Here is a 20,480-nt window from a genome sequence, read left to right on the forward strand (position 1 = left end):
GCGTACACACTTATTAAACGCGATCAGACATCAAATAAACGCCGTCTGCAAGAGCTGAGCCAATTCGTTACATATGCACACAAACCCCAATTTACGGGCGTTACCTCGGGTTACGATGGCACTTATCGTTCAAACCAGTATTTTTTGAAACACCTATTCACATTTCAGGAAAACAGCGTATACACTTTAAAAACGCAACATGGCGACAGCATTGAGTCGCTCAAATTTCAACTGTCTTCAAGCAGCACAAGGGAACCGCCCCATGCCAAACACGCAAAAAATCGCCATTGTCGGATCAGGTCTGGGCGGAGCTGCAGCAGCCACGCTGTTGCAGAAAGCGGGCTTCACGGTTGATGTCTACGAACAGGCGGCCGAGTTCTCGCGGATCGGCGCTGGGATCCACATGGGTCCGAACATCATGAAAATCTTCCGTCGCATGGGCATTGAGCAGCAGCTCAGCGACATGGGCTCACACCCGGACTTCTGGTTCAGCCGTGATGGCGCCACCGGCGACTACCTGTCACGGATTGCCCTGGGTGAGTTCTCCCTCAAGGAATACGGCGCGGCCTACATCACCGTTCACCGTGGCGATCTGCATGCATTGCAGATGTCGACCCTGGCGCCGGGCAGCGTGCATTTCAGCAAATGCCTGACCACCCTTGAAGAATCCGAAAACGGCGTGCGTCTGAACTTTGCCGACGGCACCCACGCTGACGCAGACATCGTCATCGGCGCCGACGGCATCAACTCGCGCATCCGTGAAGAACTGCTGGGCGTAGAAAAACCCCTTTACAGCGGCTGGGTCGCGCACCGTGCGCTGATCCCGAGCGAAGTGCTGACCAAGTACAAACTGGACTTCGAGAACTGCGTGAAGTGGTGGAGCGAGGACCGTCACATGATGGTCTACCACACCACCGGCAAGCGCGATGAGTACTACTACGTGACCGGCGTGCCGCACCCGGAATGGGATTTCCAGAGTGGCTGGGTCGACAGCAGCCAGGCGGAAATGTACGAATCGTTCGCCGGCTATCACCCCACGGTGCAGGCCTTGATCGAGTCCACTACCAGCGTGACCAAATGGCCGTTGCTCAACCGCAATCCTCTGCCATTGTGGAGCCGCGGGCGTCTGGTGCTGCTGGGCGATGCCTGCCACCCGATGAAGCCGCACATGGCTCAAGGCGCAGGCATGGCCATCGAAGACGCCGCGATGCTGACCCGTTGCCTGCAGGAAACCGGGCTCACCGATTACAGCACCGCGTTCAAGCTCTATGAAGCCAACCGCAAGGAGCGCGCCTCCCGCGTGCAGGCCGTGTCGAACGCCAATACCTGGCTGCGCACCCAGGAAGATCCGGCCTGGGTCTTCGGCTATGACCTCTACGGTCAGGACCTCAAATCCGAGGTGAGCGCATGAGCACTTTCATCCACGGCGGCAACGTTCAGGCCAATGGCATCCGTCAGCACTACCTGCGCTACGGCGGAGAAAAGCATCAGGGCAAACCGGCGCTGATCCTGATACCGGGCATCACCAGCCCTGCCATCACCTGGGGTTTTGTCGCCGAGCGTCTGGGCAAGTATTTCGACACCTACGTGCTCGATGCACGCGGCCGCGGCCTCTCCTCCACCGGACCGGAACTGGATTACAGCGTCGACGCCTGCGCCGATGACATTTCGGCGTTTGCCGAGGCGATGAACCTGGACAGTTATCACCTGGCCGGTCACTCCATGGGCGCGCGTTTTGCAGTACGCAGTGCAGTGCGTAACCCGCGCGGCCTGAAAAGCCTGGTGTTGATCGATCCGCCGGTTTCGGGACCTGGCCGTCGGGAGTATCCGGCGAAGCTGCCGTGGTACGTAGACTCGATTCGCCAGTCGCAAAATGGCATGAGCGCCAATGACATGCGCGCCTTCTGCGCCACCTGGACCGAGGAGCAACTGCAGTTGCGCGCAGAATGGCTGCACACCTGCTACGAGCCGGCCATCGTCAAGGCGTTCAACGATTTCCACGAAGAAGACTTTCACCAGGATTTGCCGAATCTGCCCGTCCCTGCCCTGCTCATCGTTGCCGGCCGCGGCGGTGTGATTCTGCCGGAGGACGAAGCCGAAATTCGCCAGTTGCAGCCGCAGATCATGATCGCCCGCGTCGAGAACGCAGGCCACATGATCCCGTGGGACAACCTGCCGGGCTTCTTCGTCGCGTTCGGCGATTTCCTCGGCCAGCCACTGACTTGAGAACAGGATTGGAATTGGACGGGTATCGGTGCGAGGGAGCTTGCTCGCGATGGGTGCTTCAGGCAGTGAAGATGCATCGACTGTACTGACCTCTCGCGAGCAAGCTCCCTTCCACAGGTTTCAGGCGTTGGCTTGAACAATTTAATTGCACAGTGAGAGCGCCATGAGTGAAGAGCAAAGTGCAGACGCCAACTATCAGGGCGTGTGGGGCAATCGCGTAGGGTTCGGCAAAAAAGCCGCGCTGCTGATGATCGATTTCATGCAGGGCTACACCCAGGAAGGCGCGCCGTTGTATGCGCCGGGCGTGGTCACCGCTGTTGCAGAAAGCGTCGAGCTGCTGGCCAGTGCCCGTGAGCACGGCGTGCTGGTGGTGCACACCAACATCCGCTACCACCCGAAGCACTTTATCGACGGCGGCATGTGGGTGATCAAGGCCCCGGTGATGAAGGACATGGTCGAAGGCAATCCGCTGGCGGCGTTCTGTGAAGAAGTGCTGCCTACCGCCGATGAAGTAGTGATCAGCAAGCAATACGCCAGCTCGTTTTTCGGCACATCGTTGGCGTCGCTGTTGCACGTACAGGACATCGATACCGTAGTGTTGGCGGGCTGCTCGACCAGTGGCTGCATTCGTGCAACGGCAGTGGATGCGGTGCAGCACGGGTTTCGGACCATTGTCGTGCGTGAGTGCGTCGGGGATCGGCATTCCGCGCCCCATGAGGCGAATTTGTTTGATATCGACAACAAGTACGGCGATGTGGTGGCCAAGCAGGAAGCGCTGGATTATTTCCAGAAATAGGTTGTCCCGGCTGGCCCCTTCGCGGACAGGTCCGCTCCCACAGGTACAACGCGATCCCATGTGGGAGCGGACCTGTCCGCGAAGGGGCCAGCCAGCACACCGACAAATGTCACGGTTTTTTTATCCGCGCGCAGCACCCAACCGCCACAAGAACCAGACCGAAACGCCAGGAGCCACCCGATGCCCTCTGCGAACATACAAACCGCTGCGACCATCGCCGCGGACCCGATCAAGGCGCTTTACCACAAGATCACCTGGAAGCTGATTCCCTTCCTGTGCTTCTGCTACCTGGCCGCTTACCTGGACCGTATCAACATCGGTTTCGCCAAGCTGCAGATGCTCGATCAACTGCACCTCAGCGAAACAGCATTCGGCCTGGGCGCCGGGCTGTTTTTCGTGGGCTACATCCTGTTTGAAGTGCCGAGCAACCTGGCGCTGGAGAAGATCGGCGCAAAAATCTGGATCGCGCGGATCATGATCACCTGGGGCCTGCTCTCGGTGTGCACCCTGTTCGTCACCACTTCAACCCAGTTCTATGTGCTGCGCTTTTTGCTAGGCGCCGCTGAAGCGGGCTTTCTGCCAGGCGTGCTGTTTTACCTGACCACTTGGTTTCCGACCTATCGACGGGGCAGGATCATCGCGTTGTTCATGATCGGTTTGCCGCTGTCCAGCGTGATCGGCGGCCCGCTGTCGGGCTGGATCATGGGCCATTTCGACACGACCGGTGGCCTGCGTGGCTGGCAGTGGCTGTTTCTGATTGAGGGCATTCCGAGCGTGCTATTGGGCGTGCTGACGTTCTGGGCGTTGCCGAACAACCCGCAACAGGCCAAATGGCTGGACGCCGACGAGAAGGCTCTGCTGGAAAGCGAGCTGCGCCAGGACGACGCAGAAGGCAAAGACAGCAAACACAGTTTCCGTGACGGCTTTTTCAACCTGAAAGTCTGGATGCTCGGCGGCATCGATTTCTCGATCCTGCTCAGTGCCTACGCGATGGGTTTCTGGATGCCGACCTTCATCAAGAACGCTGGCGTGGTTGATACCTTTCACATCGGCATGCTGACGGCGCTGCCCAGTGTTGCGGCATTGATCGGCATGTTGATGATCGGCGCCAGCTCGGACCGTCGTCGCGAGCGTCGCTGGCACATCATCGTGCCATTCTGGATCGGATCGATGGCCATGGCGGCCAGCACGTACTTCACCCACAGCGTGGTGATGACGGTGATTCTGTTCGCCATTGCTTCGGCGGCGATCATTGGCGCGGTGCCGGTATTTTTCAGCCTGCCGGCGACCTTTCTCAAAGGCCGCGCTGCCGCTACGGGATTTGCCCTGGCGTGCTCGTTGGCGAACATTGCGGGGCTGGTGAGTAACTCGATGATGGGCATCGCGATCGACGTCACCGGCAGCAGCGCCGGGGCGTTGTGGTTCTTCGCCGGATGTTTGATCCTCAGCAGCTTTTTGGTGATCGCGTTGCCGGCCAAGCTGGTGAACAGATAACTATCACCCCAAGACTTGTAGGAGCTGCCGAAGGCTGCGATTGCGGCGTGTCAGATTTGCCGCATCGCAGCCTCGCGCTGCTCGGCAGCTCCTACAGGGCCGGTGTTTTTTTCAAAAAGGGAATCAAAGCATGCAGGCGTTCCTGAAAAGCTGTGCCCTGGCGTTGGCCGTTGGCCTGTCTGCCACCTCGCTGCAAGCGGCGGAGAAGGTCATTTTCGACACCGACTTCAACGTGCTCAACGACGACGGTCAGGCGTTCATCATGCTGGCACAGCTGCACGCGCAGAAGAAGATAGACCTGCTGGGCATGACCCTGGTCAGCGGCAACGCCTGGGTCGATCAGGCGCAAGTCGATGCGCTCAAAGCGGTCGAGCGCATGGGCGTGGAGAAAGACGTCGGCGTGTACTCCGGCGCGGCCTATCCGCTGCTGCATGATTTTTCCACGTACACGCAGGAACAGGCGCTGTTCGGTTCCGGCTGGCCCGGCGCGTTCAAGCACCCGCGGCCTACTTCTCCCTCGCAACTGGTCGCGCCACCCGATGGCTTGGCGACGCACACCAAACTGCGCAACGAGTCCGCCGCGCAGTTCATCATCGACAGCGTCAAGCGCAACCCCCATGAAGTCACTCTGCTGGCGGTCGGGCCGCTGACCAACGTGGCGCTGGCAATCCGCACCGCCCCGGAAATCGTGCCGTTGATCAAACGCATCGTGTACATGGGCGGCGCCATGGAAATCCCCGGCAACACCACTCCAGCGGCGGAATTCAACTGGTGGTTCGACCCGGAAGCGGCACGTATCGTGCTGCGCTCCCCTATCGAACACGTGATATTCCCCAACGACGTGTGTGAAAAAGTCATCTTCGATGCTTCGGTGTTTAACCGCGTCATCGCCAAACAAGGCGTGATTGCTGACCTGTACAAAGCCGTTCTGGGCCCTGAGTTCGACAAAGATCCGGCCTATCACAGCTTCACCTGGGACAGCCTGCCCGCGCTGTATCTGGTGAACCCGGAACTGGTGACTGAATCCAAAGACGTGTGGGTTGACGTCGATGCGCATTTCGGTCCGGACTACGGCCGTTCAATGGCCTACAAAAAAGGCGCGCCGGTGGGCACGCAAAAGGCCAAGGTCGTGTACGGCATCAATCAAAAGGCGTTTTGGGATGAGTACGTGTCGCTGGTGACGTTGCCTGCGCCGGTAAAGCACTGACTGCAATACCTCGTTGTCCAGTCAGCATCAAATGACACACTGATTTATCTGACGAAAACACTCACCCGTGGGAGCGGACCGGTCCGCGAAGACTATCTTCCAGGCGACAGATCGATGTCGATCATGCGGGCCTCTTCGCGGACAGGTCCGCTCCCACAGGTTAAATGTGGGGGACTCCAGAGCAGTGAGGCTCATCAAGGTCGGGCTCGCCAACAAGTTGGCTCCTACAGAAGTCCGCGCACGCGTTCGGTAAGTAAACGCCTCCCAGCCTTCCGATTTGTCCTCTACCCTTTGTTAGCGGGAACGCCTGAGCATCAACGTGCGTCAGAGTCTATGCACCCGCCCACGAGGAACCTTCATGAAAACCTTGATCTCTCTGGCAGAACTGAGTGACGCCGACCTCAGCGCCTTCAACGAAATCTGGCTGTCATCAGCCTCCTCCCTCGCCGAACACGGCCCAAAGGAAGACCAACTCTGCCTCTGGCGCGCCAACCAGCTGTTTACCCACGACATGCTTAGCGAAGGCACCCACGGGCAAAACGTTACCCGCGTGTGGCTGGTCCCCGATGACATCGACGACACCGCCAACGTGATGGAAATAGAAGACGCCGTGCGCGCGCGTTTGACCCAATTGAATCTCGATGGCGAGTTCTATCCCGCCGAGCAAGGGGATACGCACAGTTCAGTGGCGTGACAGCGAACAGACAGCGCTGGATTGATCTCCGAATCGTTCTGTAGGAGCCAACTTGTTGGCGAGGCCAACGCCGCGGTGTAACTGGCACGTTCCTTCGCGAACAAGTTCGCTCCTACAGGCTGGTGCTGATCGTTACTTCTTCAACGCGTCATACGCTTCAAGCGCGTGCAGCGAGTAGATATAAGCTGCGCCGGCGTTAAGCGAGATCGCGGTGGCCAGCGCGGCAGCCACTTCTTCGCGGGTGGCGCCAGCCGCTATGGCCGCCTCGGCATGGGCGCCGATACAACCGTCGCAGCGGGTGGTGATCGCCACGGCCAGGGAAATCAACTCCCGCGTCTTGGCATCCAGCACGTTGTTTTCGGCGGCAGCGTCGCCCAGAGCCATGTAGGCCTTGACCATTTTGGGGTTGGATTTGGACAGCGCGCCGAAAGATTTCTTGATGGTGACAACCAGGTCCGACCAGTTGCTGAACATGATGCAATCTCCTGATAGCGGCGACGGACTGCGCCGGGTCTGGGGCAGTCTGGGCCAGTGGCAGTAGGCAAACTTGTGCGTTTGGCTCATTTTTTTTGGATCTCAAATGAATGCCAACGCGGTACGTTCACTCTAGTCCACGTCTGCCACATCCCCCCCTACCCTGTCGCAGCGAACTTGTTCGCGAAGCGGGCTCTGCGATTCGCCGCACTGTCGCCCTCGCCAACACGTTTGCTCCTACAACATCACGCAAACCTCAAGCTGGCGGCGTCGCGCCCAACTGCTTCCACATCTTCTTGGTAATCCGCTGTTTGTTTTTATACCCCGCCCAAGGATCAGCTTTGAGCTTGCGCAGTCGTGCCTGAAGGTTGGCGATGTTCCATTGCGAGGCAGATTTAAGCGTCTTCAGTTCTTCACGAGTAATCGGCACGGAGACCGGTAAACCCGGTCGCGCGCGCACGGAATAGGCAGTGGCGGTACTGGCGCCACGGGTATTACGCAGGTAGTCGATGAATATCTTGCCCACACGATTCTTCGGCCCCATCACGGCAGTAAATCGCTCCGGCAGTTTGTCGGCAATGAACTGCGAAACAGCCTTGGCGAAACCCTTGACCGTATCCCAGTCAGCACCCCGCGCCAGCGGCACGATGATGTGAATTCCCTTGCCACCGCTGGTCTTGATAAACGCCTCGAGACCCAGCTCGTCCAGCACCGCCAGCGTCATGCTGGTAGCTTCGACCATGCTGCGCCACGGCAATGCGGAGTCAGGGTCCAGATCGAGGACGAAGTGGTCCGGGGTTTCAATTTTGTCGCTGGTGGCGCCCCACGTGTGCAGCTCGATCGTGCCCATTTGTGCAGCGCCAACCAGCGCCTGCACGCTGTCGATTTCCATCAGCCGCGCGTGGCCGGGGTCCAGTTTGGGGTCCAGTTGCTTGATGTTGGGAATCGCCAGCCGGTCTGAATGCTTTTGAAAAAACTGCTCACCTTCAACGCCCTCCGGACAGCGCAACAGTGCCACTGGGCGATGCACCAGATGCGGCAGAATCCAGTCGGCAATCGACTCGTAGAACTGCGCAAGATCGATTTTGTGCAGGCCGCTCTCGTTGTCGATGACACGCTCTGGATGACTGATCGCCACGCCCGCAACTTCGACTTTCCCTTTGCCGACACGCTTGGCAGTCTTGGGCTTAGCCTGATCTGCCGCAGCCGGTTTAGATGTTTTGGGCTTGAAAGGCGGCTTCACGTCCTTTGGCGTTTTCGGATATTCATGCACCACTTCGCTGGCCGGCTTGTCCGTGCGCAGCGCGATGAACGAGGCGTGACGAATGATGCCTTCGCGGGTCCATTCGCCGAACTCGGCTTCACCCACCAACTCAGGTTTGATCCAGTGCACGCCGCGCGCCTGGGCGCTGGTGAGTTTCTTTTCCAGCGGCGAAGCGTCCTGTTCCAGCGCCTTCATCTGCTTGTACATCTCGTCCAACATTTGCTGGTTGAACCCGGTGCCCACGCGGCCGGCATATACCAATCCGGCACCCTCCTCGTTCACTGCCAGCAGCAACGCGCCGAAACCGGTGCGCGTCCCTTGAGGGCGGGTGTAGCCGACGATCACAAATTCCTGGCGCTGCTTGCACTTGAGCTTTATCCAGTCGGGGCTGCGTCTGGCGTCGTAGAAACTGCCAGCGCGCTTGCCGACCACCCCTTCCAAAGACAAGGCCCGCGCGCTTTCAACAATATCCCGGTGACTCGCCGAGAAGGCATCGGAGAACCGCAGCAACCTACTGCGCTGTTTGCCCAGCAGCTTTTTGAGGGTCGCGCGGCGGTCTTCCACTGCCGTTTGACGCAGGTCCTCGCCATCGAGAAACGGCGCGTCAAACAGGTAGTAGACGATGTCTTTGCTGCGGCCGATCTCGAAGGCATTCTGCAGCGCCTGGAAATCCGGCAGACCGGCATCGTTGAGCATCACCGCTTCACCGTCCAGCCAGCCGTCACCTAGTTTCATCGCGGTCAGCGCCTTGGCCTGAAGAGGAAGGCGATCGGTCCAATCGTGGCCATTGCGGGTAAACAGGCGCACATCACCGTCCAGGATGCGCGTCATGATCCGGTAGCCGTCGAACTTGATTTCATACAGCCAATCGCCCGCAGGCGGGGTGTCCACCAGGGTCGCCAATTGCGGCGAGAGTTTTTTCGGTACTGCCGCCTTTTTGCCCAACGTTTTTTTTGCGGACGGTTTGGCCGCGCTGGCTTTGCTGGCGGTCTTGGTCGGTGATGAAGCCGCTTTCTTCCTGCCCTCACCCACCGTAGCGCCACTGACCACGCTTTGCGGCTGGTCAACCACGATGTCGTACTCGTCCTCAGTGCGCACGGCTTCGTCTTTTTCCTTGATCAACAGCCACTGCTCCTTGTCGCCACTGCCACGTAAATGCGTGCGCACTAACGCCCATTCACCCGTGAGCTTTTCGCCGATGAGCGTGAACTTGAGCTTGCCGTCCTTATAGGTTTGCTGCGGATCGCCGTGGGGCTGCCAGACGCCGCGATCCCAGACGATCACATCGCCAGCGCCGTATTGGCCTTCAGGAATACTGCCCTCGAATGAACCATAGCCCAGCGGGTGATCTTCGACATGCACGGCCAGGCGCTTGTTTTTCGGGTCAAGGCTAGGGCCTTTGGGCACCGCCCAACTTTTCAGCGTGCCGTCCAGCTCCAGGCGGAAGTCGTAATGCAGGTTGCGCGCGTCGTGCTTGTGAATGACAAAACTCAGCGCTTGATTCTTGGTTGTCGCGCCGCGTTTGGTGGCGATTTCCGGGGGCTCTGAGGTGACGTCGAAATTACGTTTACGCGTGTACTCGCTGACGGGCTTGGCCATGATCGATTAACCCTCTGCACCGGCTGACGGATCTTCCCCGGTTGATAGCGCTCAACCGGGTGAAGGCTCTCAAGACGCCTTGGTGGTTTTTTTCCTGGCAGGGGCGCGCCGTTTGGCCGGAACTGCTTCGTCTGCGGCGGCGGTTTTGCTTTTGCTGGCAGGCTTGGATTTACTTGGGGCTTTGGCAGAAGTGCCCTTGCCGCCCAGGCTGCGTTTGAGCAATTCGGTGAGATCGATGACATCGGCGGATTTGCGTTCGGTTTCGCCTGCGTCGGTCTCGACGTCTTCGATCTTGCCTTCACGGGCCTTGGTTTCCACCAGCTCCATGATCTGATCCTGAAAGGTGTCGCGGTAGTCATCAGGCTGCCAATCGGCGCTCATGTCCTCGACCAGCCGCTTGGCCATGTCCAGCTCGGCCTTGCTCAATTTGGCCTCGGTCACATCCTTGGTCAGTTCGAGCGTATCGAGGCTGCGCACCTCCGATGGCCAGCGCAGCAGCACCAGCACAATCGCCTCGTCCAGCGGCATGACCGCGGCCAGATGCTGGCTGGTGCGGATGACCACATTGGCCAGCGCGACTTTTTTGGTATCGATGAGGGTCTGACGCAGCAACGCATAGACCTTCTCGCCGCGTTTGTCGGGCGCGAGAAAATACGGCGTATCGATGTTTTGAAGTGGGATCTGGTCGGCATCGACGAAGCCGAAAATTTCGATGGTCTGGGTAGACTTGGGGTGCGCAGAGCGGATTTCCTCTTCGCTGATGACCACGTACTGGCCCTTCTGGTATTGCACACCCTTGACGATGTTTTCCTTGTTGATTTCTTTACCGGTGACCTTGTTGATTCGCTTGTAGCCCACCGGGTCCATGCTGCGCTTGTCGAGCCAGTCGAAGTCGACGCCCTGATGTGACGTGGCGGAAACCAACGCCACCGGAATATGCACCAGCCCGAAACTGATCGCGCCCTTCCAGATTGCCCGAGCCATTGCCTTATTCCTTGAGGGGATGTGTTAAGCAGTGACCGGGGCGTGGGGGGAAAAGTTTCGGTGGGGTGACGGGTGAGGCTGAAAATGGGATTCACAACCAGATCGCGTCCCAGAGTGGGTAATCGCCGAGGCGTTTCACCAGTCCTGCGCGTGGTGGATTGGCGACTATATAGCGAGCGGCCTGTTGCAGATCCTCGTCCAGGCGCAGGGCGCGGTCGTGGTAGCCCTTTTGCCAAAGTGGCTGGCTGCAGCCGGTTTTTCGCTTATAGGCATTGCTACTTCGTGCCTTCACTCGGCACATGAGGTCACTTAGCGGCAGATCGCGCAACTCAATTAGCCAGTGGAAATGGTCAGGCATGACAACCCACGCGAGTGAGCGAACCGTTCCTGCGTCCTGCGCAGAGCGGAATTGGTCAACGACCAAGCGTCCAAGCCGGTAATCGGAGAAAGCTGGCTTTCGATTTTCAACAACCGCTGTGAGCATGTAAATACGACCGAATTCGGAGAAACGTCCTAGGCGTAGGCGATGACCACCTGGGGGATTTGGCATTCCGTTGCCCTATCTATTCAAACATCTCGATCAGGCTAGGCGGTGAAAGCGCGCTAGGCGTCGGAAGTCGTTTTCCGAGTGTGTCAGCAATACCGCATCGCAGCCTTCGGCAGCTCCTACCAAGGACCGCGCAATTAATGTAGGAGCTGCCGAAGGCTGCGATGCAGTTTGGAGGGCGGCAGCTGCGGAAGTGAAGCCACCTTCAGCATCAATCAATCCGCACGCTTATCCAGCGCGCCTTCGGCAGCTCCTACCAAGGACCGCGCAATTAATGTAGGAGCTGCCGAAGGCTGCGATGCAGTTTGGAGGGCGGCAGCTGCGGAAGTGAAGCCCCCCCGCCATCAATCAACCTTCATGTTTATCCAACGTACGCAATTTCGCAGGCAAGGCCCACATCAGCAGCGCTGCGGCCAGTAAGCTCGACACGCCTATTACGTACAGCGCAGGCGTGGTGCTGCCGGTAAGGTCTTTGATGCTGCCGACCATCACCGGGCTGACGATTCCGCCGAACTGCCCGAGGGTGTTAATCAGCGCAATACCGCCCGCCGCACCCGCCCCGGCACCCGCCAGCAACTTGGGTGGCAAGGTCCAGAAGGCAGGAATCGACGCCACTATGCCGGCGCCAAGCATCGCCAGCGCGACGATCAGGAACACCGTGTGCTGGGCAAAGATGCCGGCGCTGAAGAAACCAATCGCCCCCAGCACCACCAGCCCACAGACGAACTTGCGCCGCTCACCCGTGGCATCCGACAAGCGTCCCACCACGACCATACTGATCGCCCCGAAGATATAAGGGATTGCCGTCAGCAAGCCGATGATCACCGGGCTTTCCGTGCCCGCACTACGGATCAGTTGCGGCGCCCAGAAGTTCAGGCCGTAGGACGCCACCTGAATCAGGAAATAAATGAAGCCGAGCATCAGAAAGCCGGGCATTTTCAACGCGGTCAGCAGTGACCCGCCGTGCTTGTTCGGCTCGTGCTGCGCGATACGGCTGGAGAGGTAGGTTTTTTCTTCAGCGGTCAGCCAGTGGGCGTCGCTGACTTTATCCTTGAGCACCTTCAGCACCACCAACCCCAGCCCGATGCACGGGATACCGCCCAGCAGGAACAGCCAGTGCCAGCCGCGCATCTGCATCACGCCGTCCATATGGCCCAATACCAGACCGGACACCGGCGCGCCAATCAGCCCGGCAAATGCCGAGGCCAGAAACAGCGTCGAAGTGATGCGCCCACGATAAGTCTGCGGAAACCACAGCGTCAGGTAATACAACACGCCCGGTGCGAAACCGGCTTCCATCGCCCCGATGATGAAACGCAGGGTGTAGAACTGCCATTCACTGGTGACGAAGATCATCAACGCGGTGGCGATGCCCCAGGACATCATGATCCGGGCGATCCAGCGCCGGGCGCCGACCTTGTACAGCATGATGTTGCTCGGCACCTCGAACAGCACATAACCGACCACGAACAACCCGGCGCCCAAGCCGTAAGCGGTGTCGCTCAGACTCAGGTCACTTTGCAGCTGGAACTTGGCGAAGCTGATGTTGATGCGATCGAAAAACGCGAACAGATAACACACCATGATCAGCGGCATGATGCGCCATGCCACCTTGCGAATCAGGGCTTTTTCCGCGCTTATCACCTCGGGGAGGCTGCGGTCGGGATTCAGAGCAGAGAGCGTCATTGCAGTTTCTCCAGGCGGGCTTCCCGGTGGGTGCCCGTTTGTTTTTGTTGTCTGGCCGGACGCTCAAGCGCCCGGGTTTAGCGCGTGTAGCAGTGCTGTTCAGGCTGGCAAATTGTCCGGCACCGGATGCAGGTCGCAGTTGCGTCCCGCCTTGGCCACCTGACCGGGCATTTCGTGTCCGAGCAAATCGGGTAAACGACGGGACAGCGTCAGCAAATGCGGCAGGTCGATGCCGGTGTCGATGCCCATTTCTTCGCACAGATTCACCAGATCTTCTGTGCAGATATTGCCCGAGGCCCCCGGCGCAAACGGACAACCACCCAGCCCGCCCAAAGACGCATCAAAACGTCGCGCGCCCGCTTCATAGGCAGCGAGCACATTGCTCAGACCCAGGCCACGTGTGTTGTGAAAATGCAGGGTCAATGCCGACGCGGGCAGACGTTGCAGCACCCGCTGCACCAGGCGATACACCTGCCGCGGATTGGCCATGCCGGTGGTGTCGGCCAGGGTGACGCCCTGCATGCCCAGTTCCAGGTACGCATCGACGATCTGCAGCACCAGGTCCTCGTCGATCTTCCCTTCAAACGGGCAACCGAAGGTGGTGGCAATCGAGCCATTGAGACTCAGCGAAGTGCCCCGGGCCAGCGCCACCACATCGCCAAACGCCGCCAGCGACTGTTCGCGGCGCATGCGCATGTTCGCCAGGTTATGAGTCTGGCTGGCGGACATCACCAGGTTCAGCTCATCGGCGCCGGCATCGAGTGCGCGTTGGGCACCCTTGAGATTGGGGATCAGCGCGACGTAAGTCACGCCCGACTGGCGACGAATACCGCGAAACACGTCATCGCCATCGCGCAGGGCCGGAATCGCTTTGGGCGAAACGAACGATCCTGCTTCGATGCGGGAAAATCCTGCCAGCGACAGCTGATCGATCAGCGCGATCTTGTCGGCGGTCTCGACCCACTTCGGCTCGATTTGCAGTCCGTCGCGCGGCGACACTTCCTGAACGATCAGGCGCTCGGAAAAGTCAGTGATCATTGCACCACCCCTTCAGTTTTCAGGCGTTCGATGTCGGCGGCGCTCAAGCCCAGGCTGTCGAGCACGCTGTCGGTGTGCTGGCCCAGACTTGGACCTTGCCAGTTCACGCCGCCAGGCGTCTCAGACAATTTGGGCACGATGCCCGGCATCTTGACGCTGGCGCCGCCCGGCAACTGGGCATCGAGAATCATGTCCCGCGCCTGGTAATGCGGATCGGCGACGATGTCGGCCACGTTGTAGATGCGTCCGGCGGGCACTTCAGCCTGTTCCAGCGCCTGCAAGACGTCAGCGATGGGCAGGCTGGACGACCATTGGCTGATGGCGTCATCGAGCATGTTGCTCTGGGCCGCGCGGCCATCGTTGTGGGCGAACTCGGGGTTTTCACCCAGGTCGTTGCGGCCGATGACGTTCATCAGGCGCTTGAAAATCGGGTCGCTGTTGCCAGCGATGACCACATAAGCGCCGTCGCCCGTGGGGTAGGTGTTGGACGGCGCGATGCCCGGCAATGCGCCGCCGCTGCGTTCGCGTACGTGGCCCATCATGTCGTATTCCGGCACCAGGCTTTCCATGACGTTGAACACGCTTTCAGCCAGGGAGACGTCGACAATCTGCCCATCGCCCTGCCCGGTTTTCACACGGAGCAGCGACATCAGAGCGCCCATCACCGCGTGCATCGAGGCCAGCGAGTCACCGAGGCTAACGCCAACCCGGGCCGGCGGCGAACCCGGCGTGCCGGTGGTGTAACGAATACCGCCCATGGCCTCGCCGATGGCACCGAAGCCAGGCCGGTCGCGATATGGCCCGGACTGGCCGTAGCCGGAAATCCGCACCAGCGTCAGTTTCGGGTTCAGTGCATGCAGGACATCCCAGCCAAGGCCGAGTTTTTCCAGCGCACCGGGCCGCAGGTTTTCGATTAGCACGTCGGTGCTCTCGGCCAACTGCTTGACGATGGCGATGCCTTCGGGGGATTTGAGATTCAGCGCGAGGGATTTTTTGTTGCGTGACTGCAAGTACCACCAGAGGGAGGTGCCTTCGTGGAGTTTTCGCCATTTACGAAGAGGATCACCCTGACCCATCGATTCGATCTTGATGACTTCGGCGCCGAACTCGGCCATCAGGCGGGCGGCGAACGGGGCGGCAATCAGCGTACCGATTTCGATCACGCGAATGCCGGTGAGAGGGGCAGTCATGGTTCGTACCTCAGTCTTTCTTGGAATTTGGGCCAAGACTAAGGGACAAGCTGTCGGACAATCCAACCGTCAGTTGGCAATGGGCGTTCGCGAAACGCGAAGGGATGAAGCGAAAATCTTTGTAGGAGCTGACGAGCAGCGCGAGGCTGCGATCGCGGTGTGTCTGCGACAAGTATTTCAACTGACAGCCCGCTTCGCAGCCTCCCTTGGGGTCGTCAGCTCCTACAGGGGTCCATGTTGACTACAGGGAGGCTGCATCCGCCATCCGCAAATGCTCGAACAGCAACCGGCTCACCGGCGCCAGCGACTCATGCTCGCGGGTCACCAGAATCAAGGTGCGCTCGGACCAGTCATCGTTGAGCGGTACGGCAGTCAGGCCCAGCGCTCGCCCAAACAACTCATACGCCTGCTGCGGCAGCACACCGATGCCCATGTCGGCCTGAACCATGCGGCACACGGCATCAAACCCCGGCACATGAATCCGCAAACGCAACATGCGCCCCGCCGCTCGTGCCGCTGCGTGAATGCGCATATTGATGGAGCTTGCGGCGTGCAGCCCGACCTGATCGAAATCCAGCGTCTCGGCAAAACCGACCTGCCCGAGCCCGGCCAGCGGGTGATCGGCACGCATTACAACGACCAGTTTGTCGCGACGATAGGGCACGCTGATGAGTTCTTGCACGTTGGTGTCTTCGGAACAGATGCCGATGTCAGCCACGCCATCGATTATTCCCTGCACCACACCGCCGCTGGGGCGTTCTTCGAGGTCGACCTTGACCTGCGCATGGCTGGCGACGAACGCATGCAAATCCTCAGGCAGAAACTGAATGATCGCCGACAGATTGGCCAGCATCCGCACGTAGCCGCGCAGGCCCTGGATGTGTTCGCCCAGTTCCAGACCCATTTTCTCGACATCAAAGAGCATGCGCCGGGCGTGGTGCAGCAGGGTTTCGCCGGCGGCAGTCAGGGTCATGCCCTTAGCGTTGCGCACGAACAGCCCAATGCCCAATGCTTCTTCCAGCTCCATGAGCCGTTTGCTGGCCGCCGACACCGCAATCGCCTCACGAGCAGCGGCGCGGGTCAGCGTGCCTTCTTCGTGGACGGCGACAAATAGCTGCAGGGTGATGAGGTCGAGGCGACGAATGAGGCTTTTGTGCAGCATGGCGAACTCTCGGCGGCGAAGTGGACGAGAGGATAGTGCCTATTGCCTTGTCCGCGCAGACTTATGCCGCGACGATTAGCCTCGCTGTCCTGAAAGACGGTAACCCCCGAATTTCAATTCCGGTTCGTCGAGATGAACCTCTGCTACAAAAACTCGTTGTATGCTCAGGCACGCCTCATCCCGCAGATCACGACTCAACAGGAGATCATCATGACTCACCTCTCGACGCTGCCCAGTGCTGGAAAAACGATTACCTATCGCCGCCCCGACGGCAAAGAAGTCAGCGGCTACCTCGCAAGCCCGGAGAAAACCGAAGGCGCACCGGCCGTGGTGGTCATTCAGGAATGGTGGGGCCTGAATGATCAGATCCGTGGAGTCGCCGACCGACTGGCAGCCTCGGGTTACCTGGCGCTGGTGCCGGACCTGTTTCGCGGCAAATCCACGGTTGAGGAAGAAGAAGCGCACCATTTGATGGACGGTCTGGACTTCAGCGATGCCGCCACCCAAGACATCAAAGGCGCGGTGCAATACCTCAAGGGCCACACGCCAAACGTGGCGGTAGCCGGCTTCTGCATGGGCGGTGCGCTGACCCTGCTGGCGCTCAATGCCATCCCGGAGATATCCGCAGGCGTGGTCTGGTACGGCTGCCCGCCGCTGGAATATCTGGACGCCACAGCCATCAAGGTGCCGGTGTTGGCGCATTGGGCCACGCAGGATATGTTCTTCCCGGCCGCAACGGTCGATGCGCTAGAGGCCAAATTAAGCGAAGGCGGCGTCGATGCAGAGTTTCATCGCTACCTCGCCCACCACGCCTTTGCCAATGAAACGGCAGTCGGCTTCGGGCGTATCCCGGACACCCAATATGACCCGGTGTGGGCACAACTGTCGTGGGACCGGACCCTGACGTTCCTGGGCAAAACGTTGTGGAAGAGCTAATGCACCATCGCTGACGCACGTCTGTAGGAGCGAATTCATTCGCGAGCGGCCGTCAAGGCTGGCACCGGTTTAAGGCCTCTCTCGAATAAATTCGCTCCTACAGAAACGATGTCTGCCGCAACATTACCGCACCGGATCAATCGCCCCATCCACCGGGTCCGGTGGCACGTCGCCTTCCTGACTGGTATCGATGCTGACCACCACCGACATCCCCGGACGCAGGCGATCAACATCGGCTTGATCGCCATCGACTGTGATCCGCACGGGGATGCGCTGGGCGATTTTCACGAAGTTGCCGGTGGCGTTGTCCGCCGGCAAGAGGCTGAATTCAGAGCCCGCCGCTGGTGAAATGCGCTGCACCCGACCGGACATCTTGCGATGTTCCAGCGCATCCACGGTAAAGGTGACCGGTTGGCCGAGACGCACGTTGGCCATTTGCGTCTCTTTCATGTTGGCGATGATCCAGCGCGGACGCGGCACCAGCGCCATCAGTTGCGCGCCGATGTTTACATAAGCCCCCAATCGCACACCAATCTGCCCCAACTGACCGTCACGGGGCGCGATGATGCGCGTATTGCTCAAATCGATGCGCGCCAGCTCGATGGTCGCCTTAGCATTCTCCACCGATGCCTCCAGCGACCCGCGATTGACGATGACCGTTTGCAGGTCCTGACGGGAAATTTCCAGCGTCGCTTTGGCCTCGGCGACCGCCGCTTTGGCCTGAGCATCGGCGGCGCGGGTCACGTCCAGCTCGCTTTTGGAGACCGAGCCGTCGCCGACCAAGGCGCTGTTGCGTTTCAAGTCGGCGGCCGCTTTCAGGCCTTGGGCGATGGCGCTTTCCACCGCCGCCTGGCGCTGCAGGATGGTCGCTTCAGCGCTGCGTCGTTGCTGCAGATTATTGGCCAGAGCCGCCTGCTGAACGCCCAATTGCGCCAATCCCTGATCCAGATGCTGCTTGTAAATGCGATCGTCGATACGTACCAGCAGATCACCCTGCTTGACCCATTGGAAATCCTGCACCGGCACCTCAAACACATAGCCGGCCAGCTGCGGCCCGATGAACGTCGTTTGCCCGCGTACCAACGCGTTTTCGGTGCTTTCGATGGGGCTGCTGAACGGCGGCAGTTGCCAGGCGTACAAGACGATCAGCACCCCGGCCAGCGCAATGCCGCCGAACAGGATCGATGACACCAGACGCACCCGGGCCGAGCGTGGCTTGTTGGTGGCGGGCATCGCTGCAGGAGCAGGAGCCGGGCCCTGGGATGCCTGCTGGGTGGACGGTTCAGCGTTGCCGGACGGCGGCGTTGTCGGTTCGGTCATGAAGGGTTAGCGCCAATGGTTTGAGCAGAAGGTGTCGGTGCACTTGGGGTAAACGGTGCCACAGGTTCGGTAGTCATCCACAGCCAGACTGCGCGGGTGCTGATCCAGATCATCGTCAAAATGGCGATCACCGCAATCAGCATGAACACGTCGTTGTAGGCCAGCACATTGGCCTCACGGGTGGCGATGGCCGCCAACGAGCGTATGCCCTGGTTGGTCTGAGCCGACGGGTCAGTCAGCGCCGAAGCGTAACTGCCGCTGGCACTCTGTAAGCGCGACTGCATCAGCGGATTGATCATCGACAGATGCTCATTGACGTGGCCGGAATGAAACTTCTCGCGGACCACCTGAAATGTCCCCAGCAAGGATGAGCCGATCAGGCCGCCGACGTTCTGAGTAATCCCGAACAGCACTGAAAAACTGACCATGTTGCGCGGGTTGCTGATCACACCGCTGATGCCCAGGATCAGCGTCGGCCCGAGAAAAAACGTGCCGCCGAAGGCCAGCAGAAACTGGCTCAGGTACATATTTGATTGCCGCGTCAGGCTGGTGGAAAAGCTGTCCATCAGCGACCCGGTGGCCATGAACGCCAGCGCAATGATCAGCGGCAACAACAGATGCTGCGGGTTGATGGTCAGCGCGCTGACCAGCAGGCCGGCCAGACTGCCCAGCAACATGAACAAGTACAGCGTGTGCAACTGCTCGCTGCCCATGTTGAGGTTTTGCAAAAAACCGACTGCGCCAGTGGCTTGTTCCGACAGCACCACCCGCGAGAGGATCACACCCAACGCCAGCCGCAGTATCCGACCACTGCCCAGCCAGCGCGTGATCAACAGCGGGCGCTGACGATTGTGCTCAATGGCCAGGCCCGCGAGGATCAACACGATAGAGCCGGCCAGCGCCATGCCGATCCAGGGCTCTTCAAACCACCATTCGATCCGCCCCAGCGATAGCGCCGCACACAACAGCGCAAACCCGGTCGCCAACAAGGCGAAGGTCAGAAAATCCAGGGGTTCGAAGGCTTTGAATCGATCGCCGGGTGGGAGTTTGAGGGTCAAAACGCAACCCAAGGACAACAGGCACATGCCCAGTTCAAACAGGTACAAGCCACGCCACTCGGCGATTTGCAGCAAGTCTTCGGAGACCAGTCTTGCGAGCGGTATCGCCAGTTGAGCAGTCCCCAACCCCAAGACCAGCGCCTTCATCCGCCACTTCTGCGGGAAGGCCTGAATCATGTAATACAGGCCAAGCGAACTCAGCGCTGCACCGACCATGCCGTGGGCGGCGCGCACCGCGATGGCGGAGTTAAGGTCATTGACGAACAGATGCGCGAACGTCACCAGGGCGTATAGCACCAGGAACACTTCGGTGAACGCCCGCAAACCGAACTGCTGACGAAACTTCACCAGCAACAGGTTCATCGAAACATTGGTCATGACATACGCAGCCGGCAGCCAGGCGATCTCCGCCTGCGTCGCGCCAAGCGGACCTTGCAGATAAGGCAGGTTGGCAACCACCAGCGCGTTGCCCAGGCCGCCGGTCAGCGCAACGATGATCCCCACCAGCGCAAAGGCAAAACGCTTGGGTGTGGAGTGCAGTGGAGTCGAAGGAGACCCCGGCATGGTCGGTCGCTCATGGGGCGCCCAGTCATGGGGCTTGTACTTATCGTTCATTGAGCAGACCTGATGAATTCGTTCCTGAGACCGTGGGCGGGACGATAATACTCACATGCCGGGATATCTGTTGACGATTCGGCTCCGGGCCTCGCGGGAAACTGGTCATCGTCGGGTAAGACACGGGTTAGTAAATCGTAGGACATTCCCGAACCAATAAGTAATATGACCACCCACATCCCACTTAAAA

General features: G+C 59.6%; 17 protein-coding genes. 7 read left to right on the forward strand and 10 right to left on the reverse strand.

Annotation, left to right across the window (positions count from 1 at the left end; translation table 11 throughout):
* Positions 1-262: 262 nt before the first annotated feature.
* From ACWKWM_RS09615 to ACWKWM_RS09640, 6 genes are all read left to right on the forward strand, one after another.
* Entirely contained in the window at positions 263-1,411 is a 1,149-nt protein-coding gene (locus ACWKWM_RS09615) for an FAD-dependent monooxygenase (RefSeq protein WP_483845918.1), read from the forward strand.
* A complete protein-coding gene (locus tag ACWKWM_RS09620; protein ID WP_483845919.1) occupies positions 1,408-2,226 on the forward strand; it encodes an alpha/beta fold hydrolase in 819 nt (272 codons plus the stop codon). The genes ACWKWM_RS09615 and ACWKWM_RS09620 overlap by 4 nt, the downstream gene beginning before the upstream one ends.
* 163 nt (positions 2,227-2,389) lie before the next feature.
* Positions 2,390-3,022, forward strand: coding sequence for an N-carbamoylsarcosine amidohydrolase (locus tag ACWKWM_RS09625; protein ID WP_483845920.1), 633 nt, complete (start codon positions 2,390-2,392; stop codon positions 3,020-3,022).
* A 180-nt stretch (positions 3,023-3,202) separates the two neighbouring features.
* The gene (locus tag ACWKWM_RS09630; protein ID WP_483845921.1) at positions 3,203-4,516 is read left to right on the forward strand and encodes an MFS transporter; all 1,314 of its coding nucleotides are present in this window, start codon (positions 3,203-3,205) and stop codon (positions 4,514-4,516) included.
* 130 nt (positions 4,517-4,646) lie between these two features.
* Positions 4,647-5,723: a nucleoside hydrolase gene (locus tag ACWKWM_RS09635; RefSeq protein WP_483845922.1), complete on the forward strand. Its 1,077-nt coding sequence runs from the start codon at positions 4,647-4,649 to the stop codon at positions 5,721-5,723.
* Positions 5,724-6,081: 358 nt separating this feature from the next.
* Entirely contained in the window at positions 6,082-6,417 is a 336-nt protein-coding gene (locus ACWKWM_RS09640) for a hypothetical protein (RefSeq protein ID WP_483845923.1), read from the forward strand.
* A 132-nt stretch (positions 6,418-6,549) separates the two neighbouring features.
* On the opposite strand, the gene ACWKWM_RS09645 is transcribed toward ACWKWM_RS09640, so the two are convergent.
* From ACWKWM_RS09645 to ACWKWM_RS09680, 8 genes are all read right to left on the reverse strand, one after another.
* Positions 6,550-6,891 (reverse strand): carboxymuconolactone decarboxylase family protein, encoded by a 342-nt coding sequence (locus ACWKWM_RS09645; RefSeq protein WP_483845924.1) that lies wholly within the window; start codon positions 6,889-6,891, stop codon positions 6,550-6,552.
* Positions 6,892-7,147: 256 nt separating this feature from the next.
* On the reverse strand, positions 7,148-9,754 hold the full coding sequence (gene ligD / locus ACWKWM_RS09650; protein ID WP_483845925.1) for a DNA ligase D: 2,607 nt from the start codon (positions 9,752-9,754) through the stop codon (positions 7,148-7,150).
* Positions 9,755-9,823: 69 nt separating this feature from the next.
* Positions 9,824-10,738: a non-homologous end joining protein Ku gene (gene ku / locus ACWKWM_RS09655; RefSeq protein WP_483845926.1), complete on the reverse strand. Its 915-nt coding sequence runs from the start codon at positions 10,736-10,738 to the stop codon at positions 9,824-9,826.
* 91 nt (positions 10,739-10,829) lie between these two features.
* Positions 10,830-11,288: an REP-associated tyrosine transposase gene (locus tag ACWKWM_RS09660; RefSeq protein WP_483845927.1), complete on the reverse strand. Its 459-nt coding sequence runs from the start codon at positions 11,286-11,288 to the stop codon at positions 10,830-10,832.
* A gap of 345 nt (positions 11,289-11,633) precedes the next feature.
* Positions 11,634-12,971 carry an MFS transporter gene (locus ACWKWM_RS09665; protein WP_483845928.1) on the reverse strand — a complete coding sequence of 446 codons (1,338 nt, stop codon included), beginning with the start codon at positions 12,969-12,971 and terminating at the stop codon, positions 11,634-11,636.
* Positions 12,972-13,070: 99 nt separating this feature from the next.
* Positions 13,071-14,009: a hydroxymethylglutaryl-CoA lyase gene (locus ACWKWM_RS09670; protein WP_483845929.1), complete on the reverse strand. Its 939-nt coding sequence runs from the start codon at positions 14,007-14,009 to the stop codon at positions 13,071-13,073.
* Complete coding sequence (locus ACWKWM_RS09675; protein ID WP_483845930.1) at positions 14,006-15,199, reverse strand: CaiB/BaiF CoA transferase family protein; 1,194 nt, start codon at positions 15,197-15,199, stop codon at positions 14,006-14,008. The genes ACWKWM_RS09670 and ACWKWM_RS09675 overlap by 4 nt, the downstream gene beginning before the upstream one ends.
* A gap of 241 nt (positions 15,200-15,440) precedes the next feature.
* The gene (locus tag ACWKWM_RS09680; RefSeq protein WP_483845931.1) at positions 15,441-16,361 is read right to left on the reverse strand and encodes a LysR family transcriptional regulator; all 921 of its coding nucleotides are present in this window, start codon (positions 16,359-16,361) and stop codon (positions 15,441-15,443) included.
* A 210-nt stretch (positions 16,362-16,571) separates the two neighbouring features.
* Here ACWKWM_RS09680 and ACWKWM_RS09685 point away from each other — a divergent pair, with 210 nt between their 5' ends.
* The gene (locus ACWKWM_RS09685; protein ID WP_483845932.1) at positions 16,572-17,297 is read left to right on the forward strand and encodes a dienelactone hydrolase family protein; all 726 of its coding nucleotides are present in this window, start codon (positions 16,572-16,574) and stop codon (positions 17,295-17,297) included.
* A gap of 123 nt (positions 17,298-17,420) precedes the next feature.
* Here the strand turns inward: ACWKWM_RS09685 and ACWKWM_RS09690 are convergent, their stop codons facing one another.
* On the reverse strand, positions 17,421-18,617 hold the full coding sequence (locus ACWKWM_RS09690) for an HlyD family secretion protein (RefSeq protein ID WP_483845933.1): 1,197 nt from the start codon (positions 18,615-18,617) through the stop codon (positions 17,421-17,423).
* Positions 18,614-20,290 carry an MFS transporter gene (locus ACWKWM_RS09695; protein WP_483845934.1) on the reverse strand — a complete coding sequence of 559 codons (1,677 nt, stop codon included), beginning with the start codon at positions 20,288-20,290 and terminating at the stop codon, positions 18,614-18,616. Before ACWKWM_RS09695 ends, ACWKWM_RS09690 begins: the two co-directional genes overlap by 4 nt.
* Positions 20,291-20,480: the final 190 nt, after the last annotated feature.

This window comes from Pseudomonas rosaeacicularis (assembly GCF_057128745.1).

Coding starts and splice junctions, on each gene's coding strand:
- ACWKWM_RS09615 (WP_483845918.1), top strand. CDS start 263: ATGCCAAACACGCAAAAAATCGCCATTGTCGGATCAGGTCTGGGCGGA.
- ACWKWM_RS09620 (WP_483845919.1), top strand. CDS start 1,408: ATGAGCACTTTCATCCACGGCGGCAACGTTCAGGCCAATGGCATCCGT.
- ACWKWM_RS09625 (WP_483845920.1), top strand. CDS start 2,390: ATGAGTGAAGAGCAAAGTGCAGACGCCAACTATCAGGGCGTGTGGGGC.
- ACWKWM_RS09630 (WP_483845921.1), top strand. CDS start 3,203: ATGCCCTCTGCGAACATACAAACCGCTGCGACCATCGCCGCGGACCCG.
- ACWKWM_RS09635 (WP_483845922.1), top strand. CDS start 4,647: ATGCAGGCGTTCCTGAAAAGCTGTGCCCTGGCGTTGGCCGTTGGCCTG.
- ACWKWM_RS09640 (WP_483845923.1), top strand. CDS start 6,082: ATGAAAACCTTGATCTCTCTGGCAGAACTGAGTGACGCCGACCTCAGC.
- ACWKWM_RS09645 (WP_483845924.1), bottom strand. CDS start 6,891: ATGTTCAGCAACTGGTCGGACCTGGTTGTCACCATCAAGAAATCTTTC.
- ligD (WP_483845925.1), bottom strand. CDS start 9,754: ATGGCCAAGCCCGTCAGCGAGTACACGCGTAAACGTAATTTCGACGTC.
- ku (WP_483845926.1), bottom strand. CDS start 10,738: ATGGCTCGGGCAATCTGGAAGGGCGCGATCAGTTTCGGGCTGGTGCAT.
- ACWKWM_RS09660 (WP_483845927.1), bottom strand. CDS start 11,288: ATGCCAAATCCCCCAGGTGGTCATCGCCTACGCCTAGGACGTTTCTCC.
- ACWKWM_RS09665 (WP_483845928.1), bottom strand. CDS start 12,971: ATGACGCTCTCTGCTCTGAATCCCGACCGCAGCCTCCCCGAGGTGATA.
- ACWKWM_RS09670 (WP_483845929.1), bottom strand. CDS start 14,009: ATGATCACTGACTTTTCCGAGCGCCTGATCGTTCAGGAAGTGTCGCCG.
- ACWKWM_RS09675 (WP_483845930.1), bottom strand. CDS start 15,199: ATGACTGCCCCTCTCACCGGCATTCGCGTGATCGAAATCGGTACGCTG.
- ACWKWM_RS09680 (WP_483845931.1), bottom strand. CDS start 16,361: ATGCTGCACAAAAGCCTCATTCGTCGCCTCGACCTCATCACCCTGCAG.
- ACWKWM_RS09685 (WP_483845932.1), top strand. CDS start 16,572: ATGACTCACCTCTCGACGCTGCCCAGTGCTGGAAAAACGATTACCTAT.
- ACWKWM_RS09690 (WP_483845933.1), bottom strand. CDS start 18,617: ATGACCGAACCGACAACGCCGCCGTCCGGCAACGCTGAACCGTCCACC.
- ACWKWM_RS09695 (WP_483845934.1), bottom strand. CDS start 20,290: ATGAACGATAAGTACAAGCCCCATGACTGGGCGCCCCATGAGCGACCG.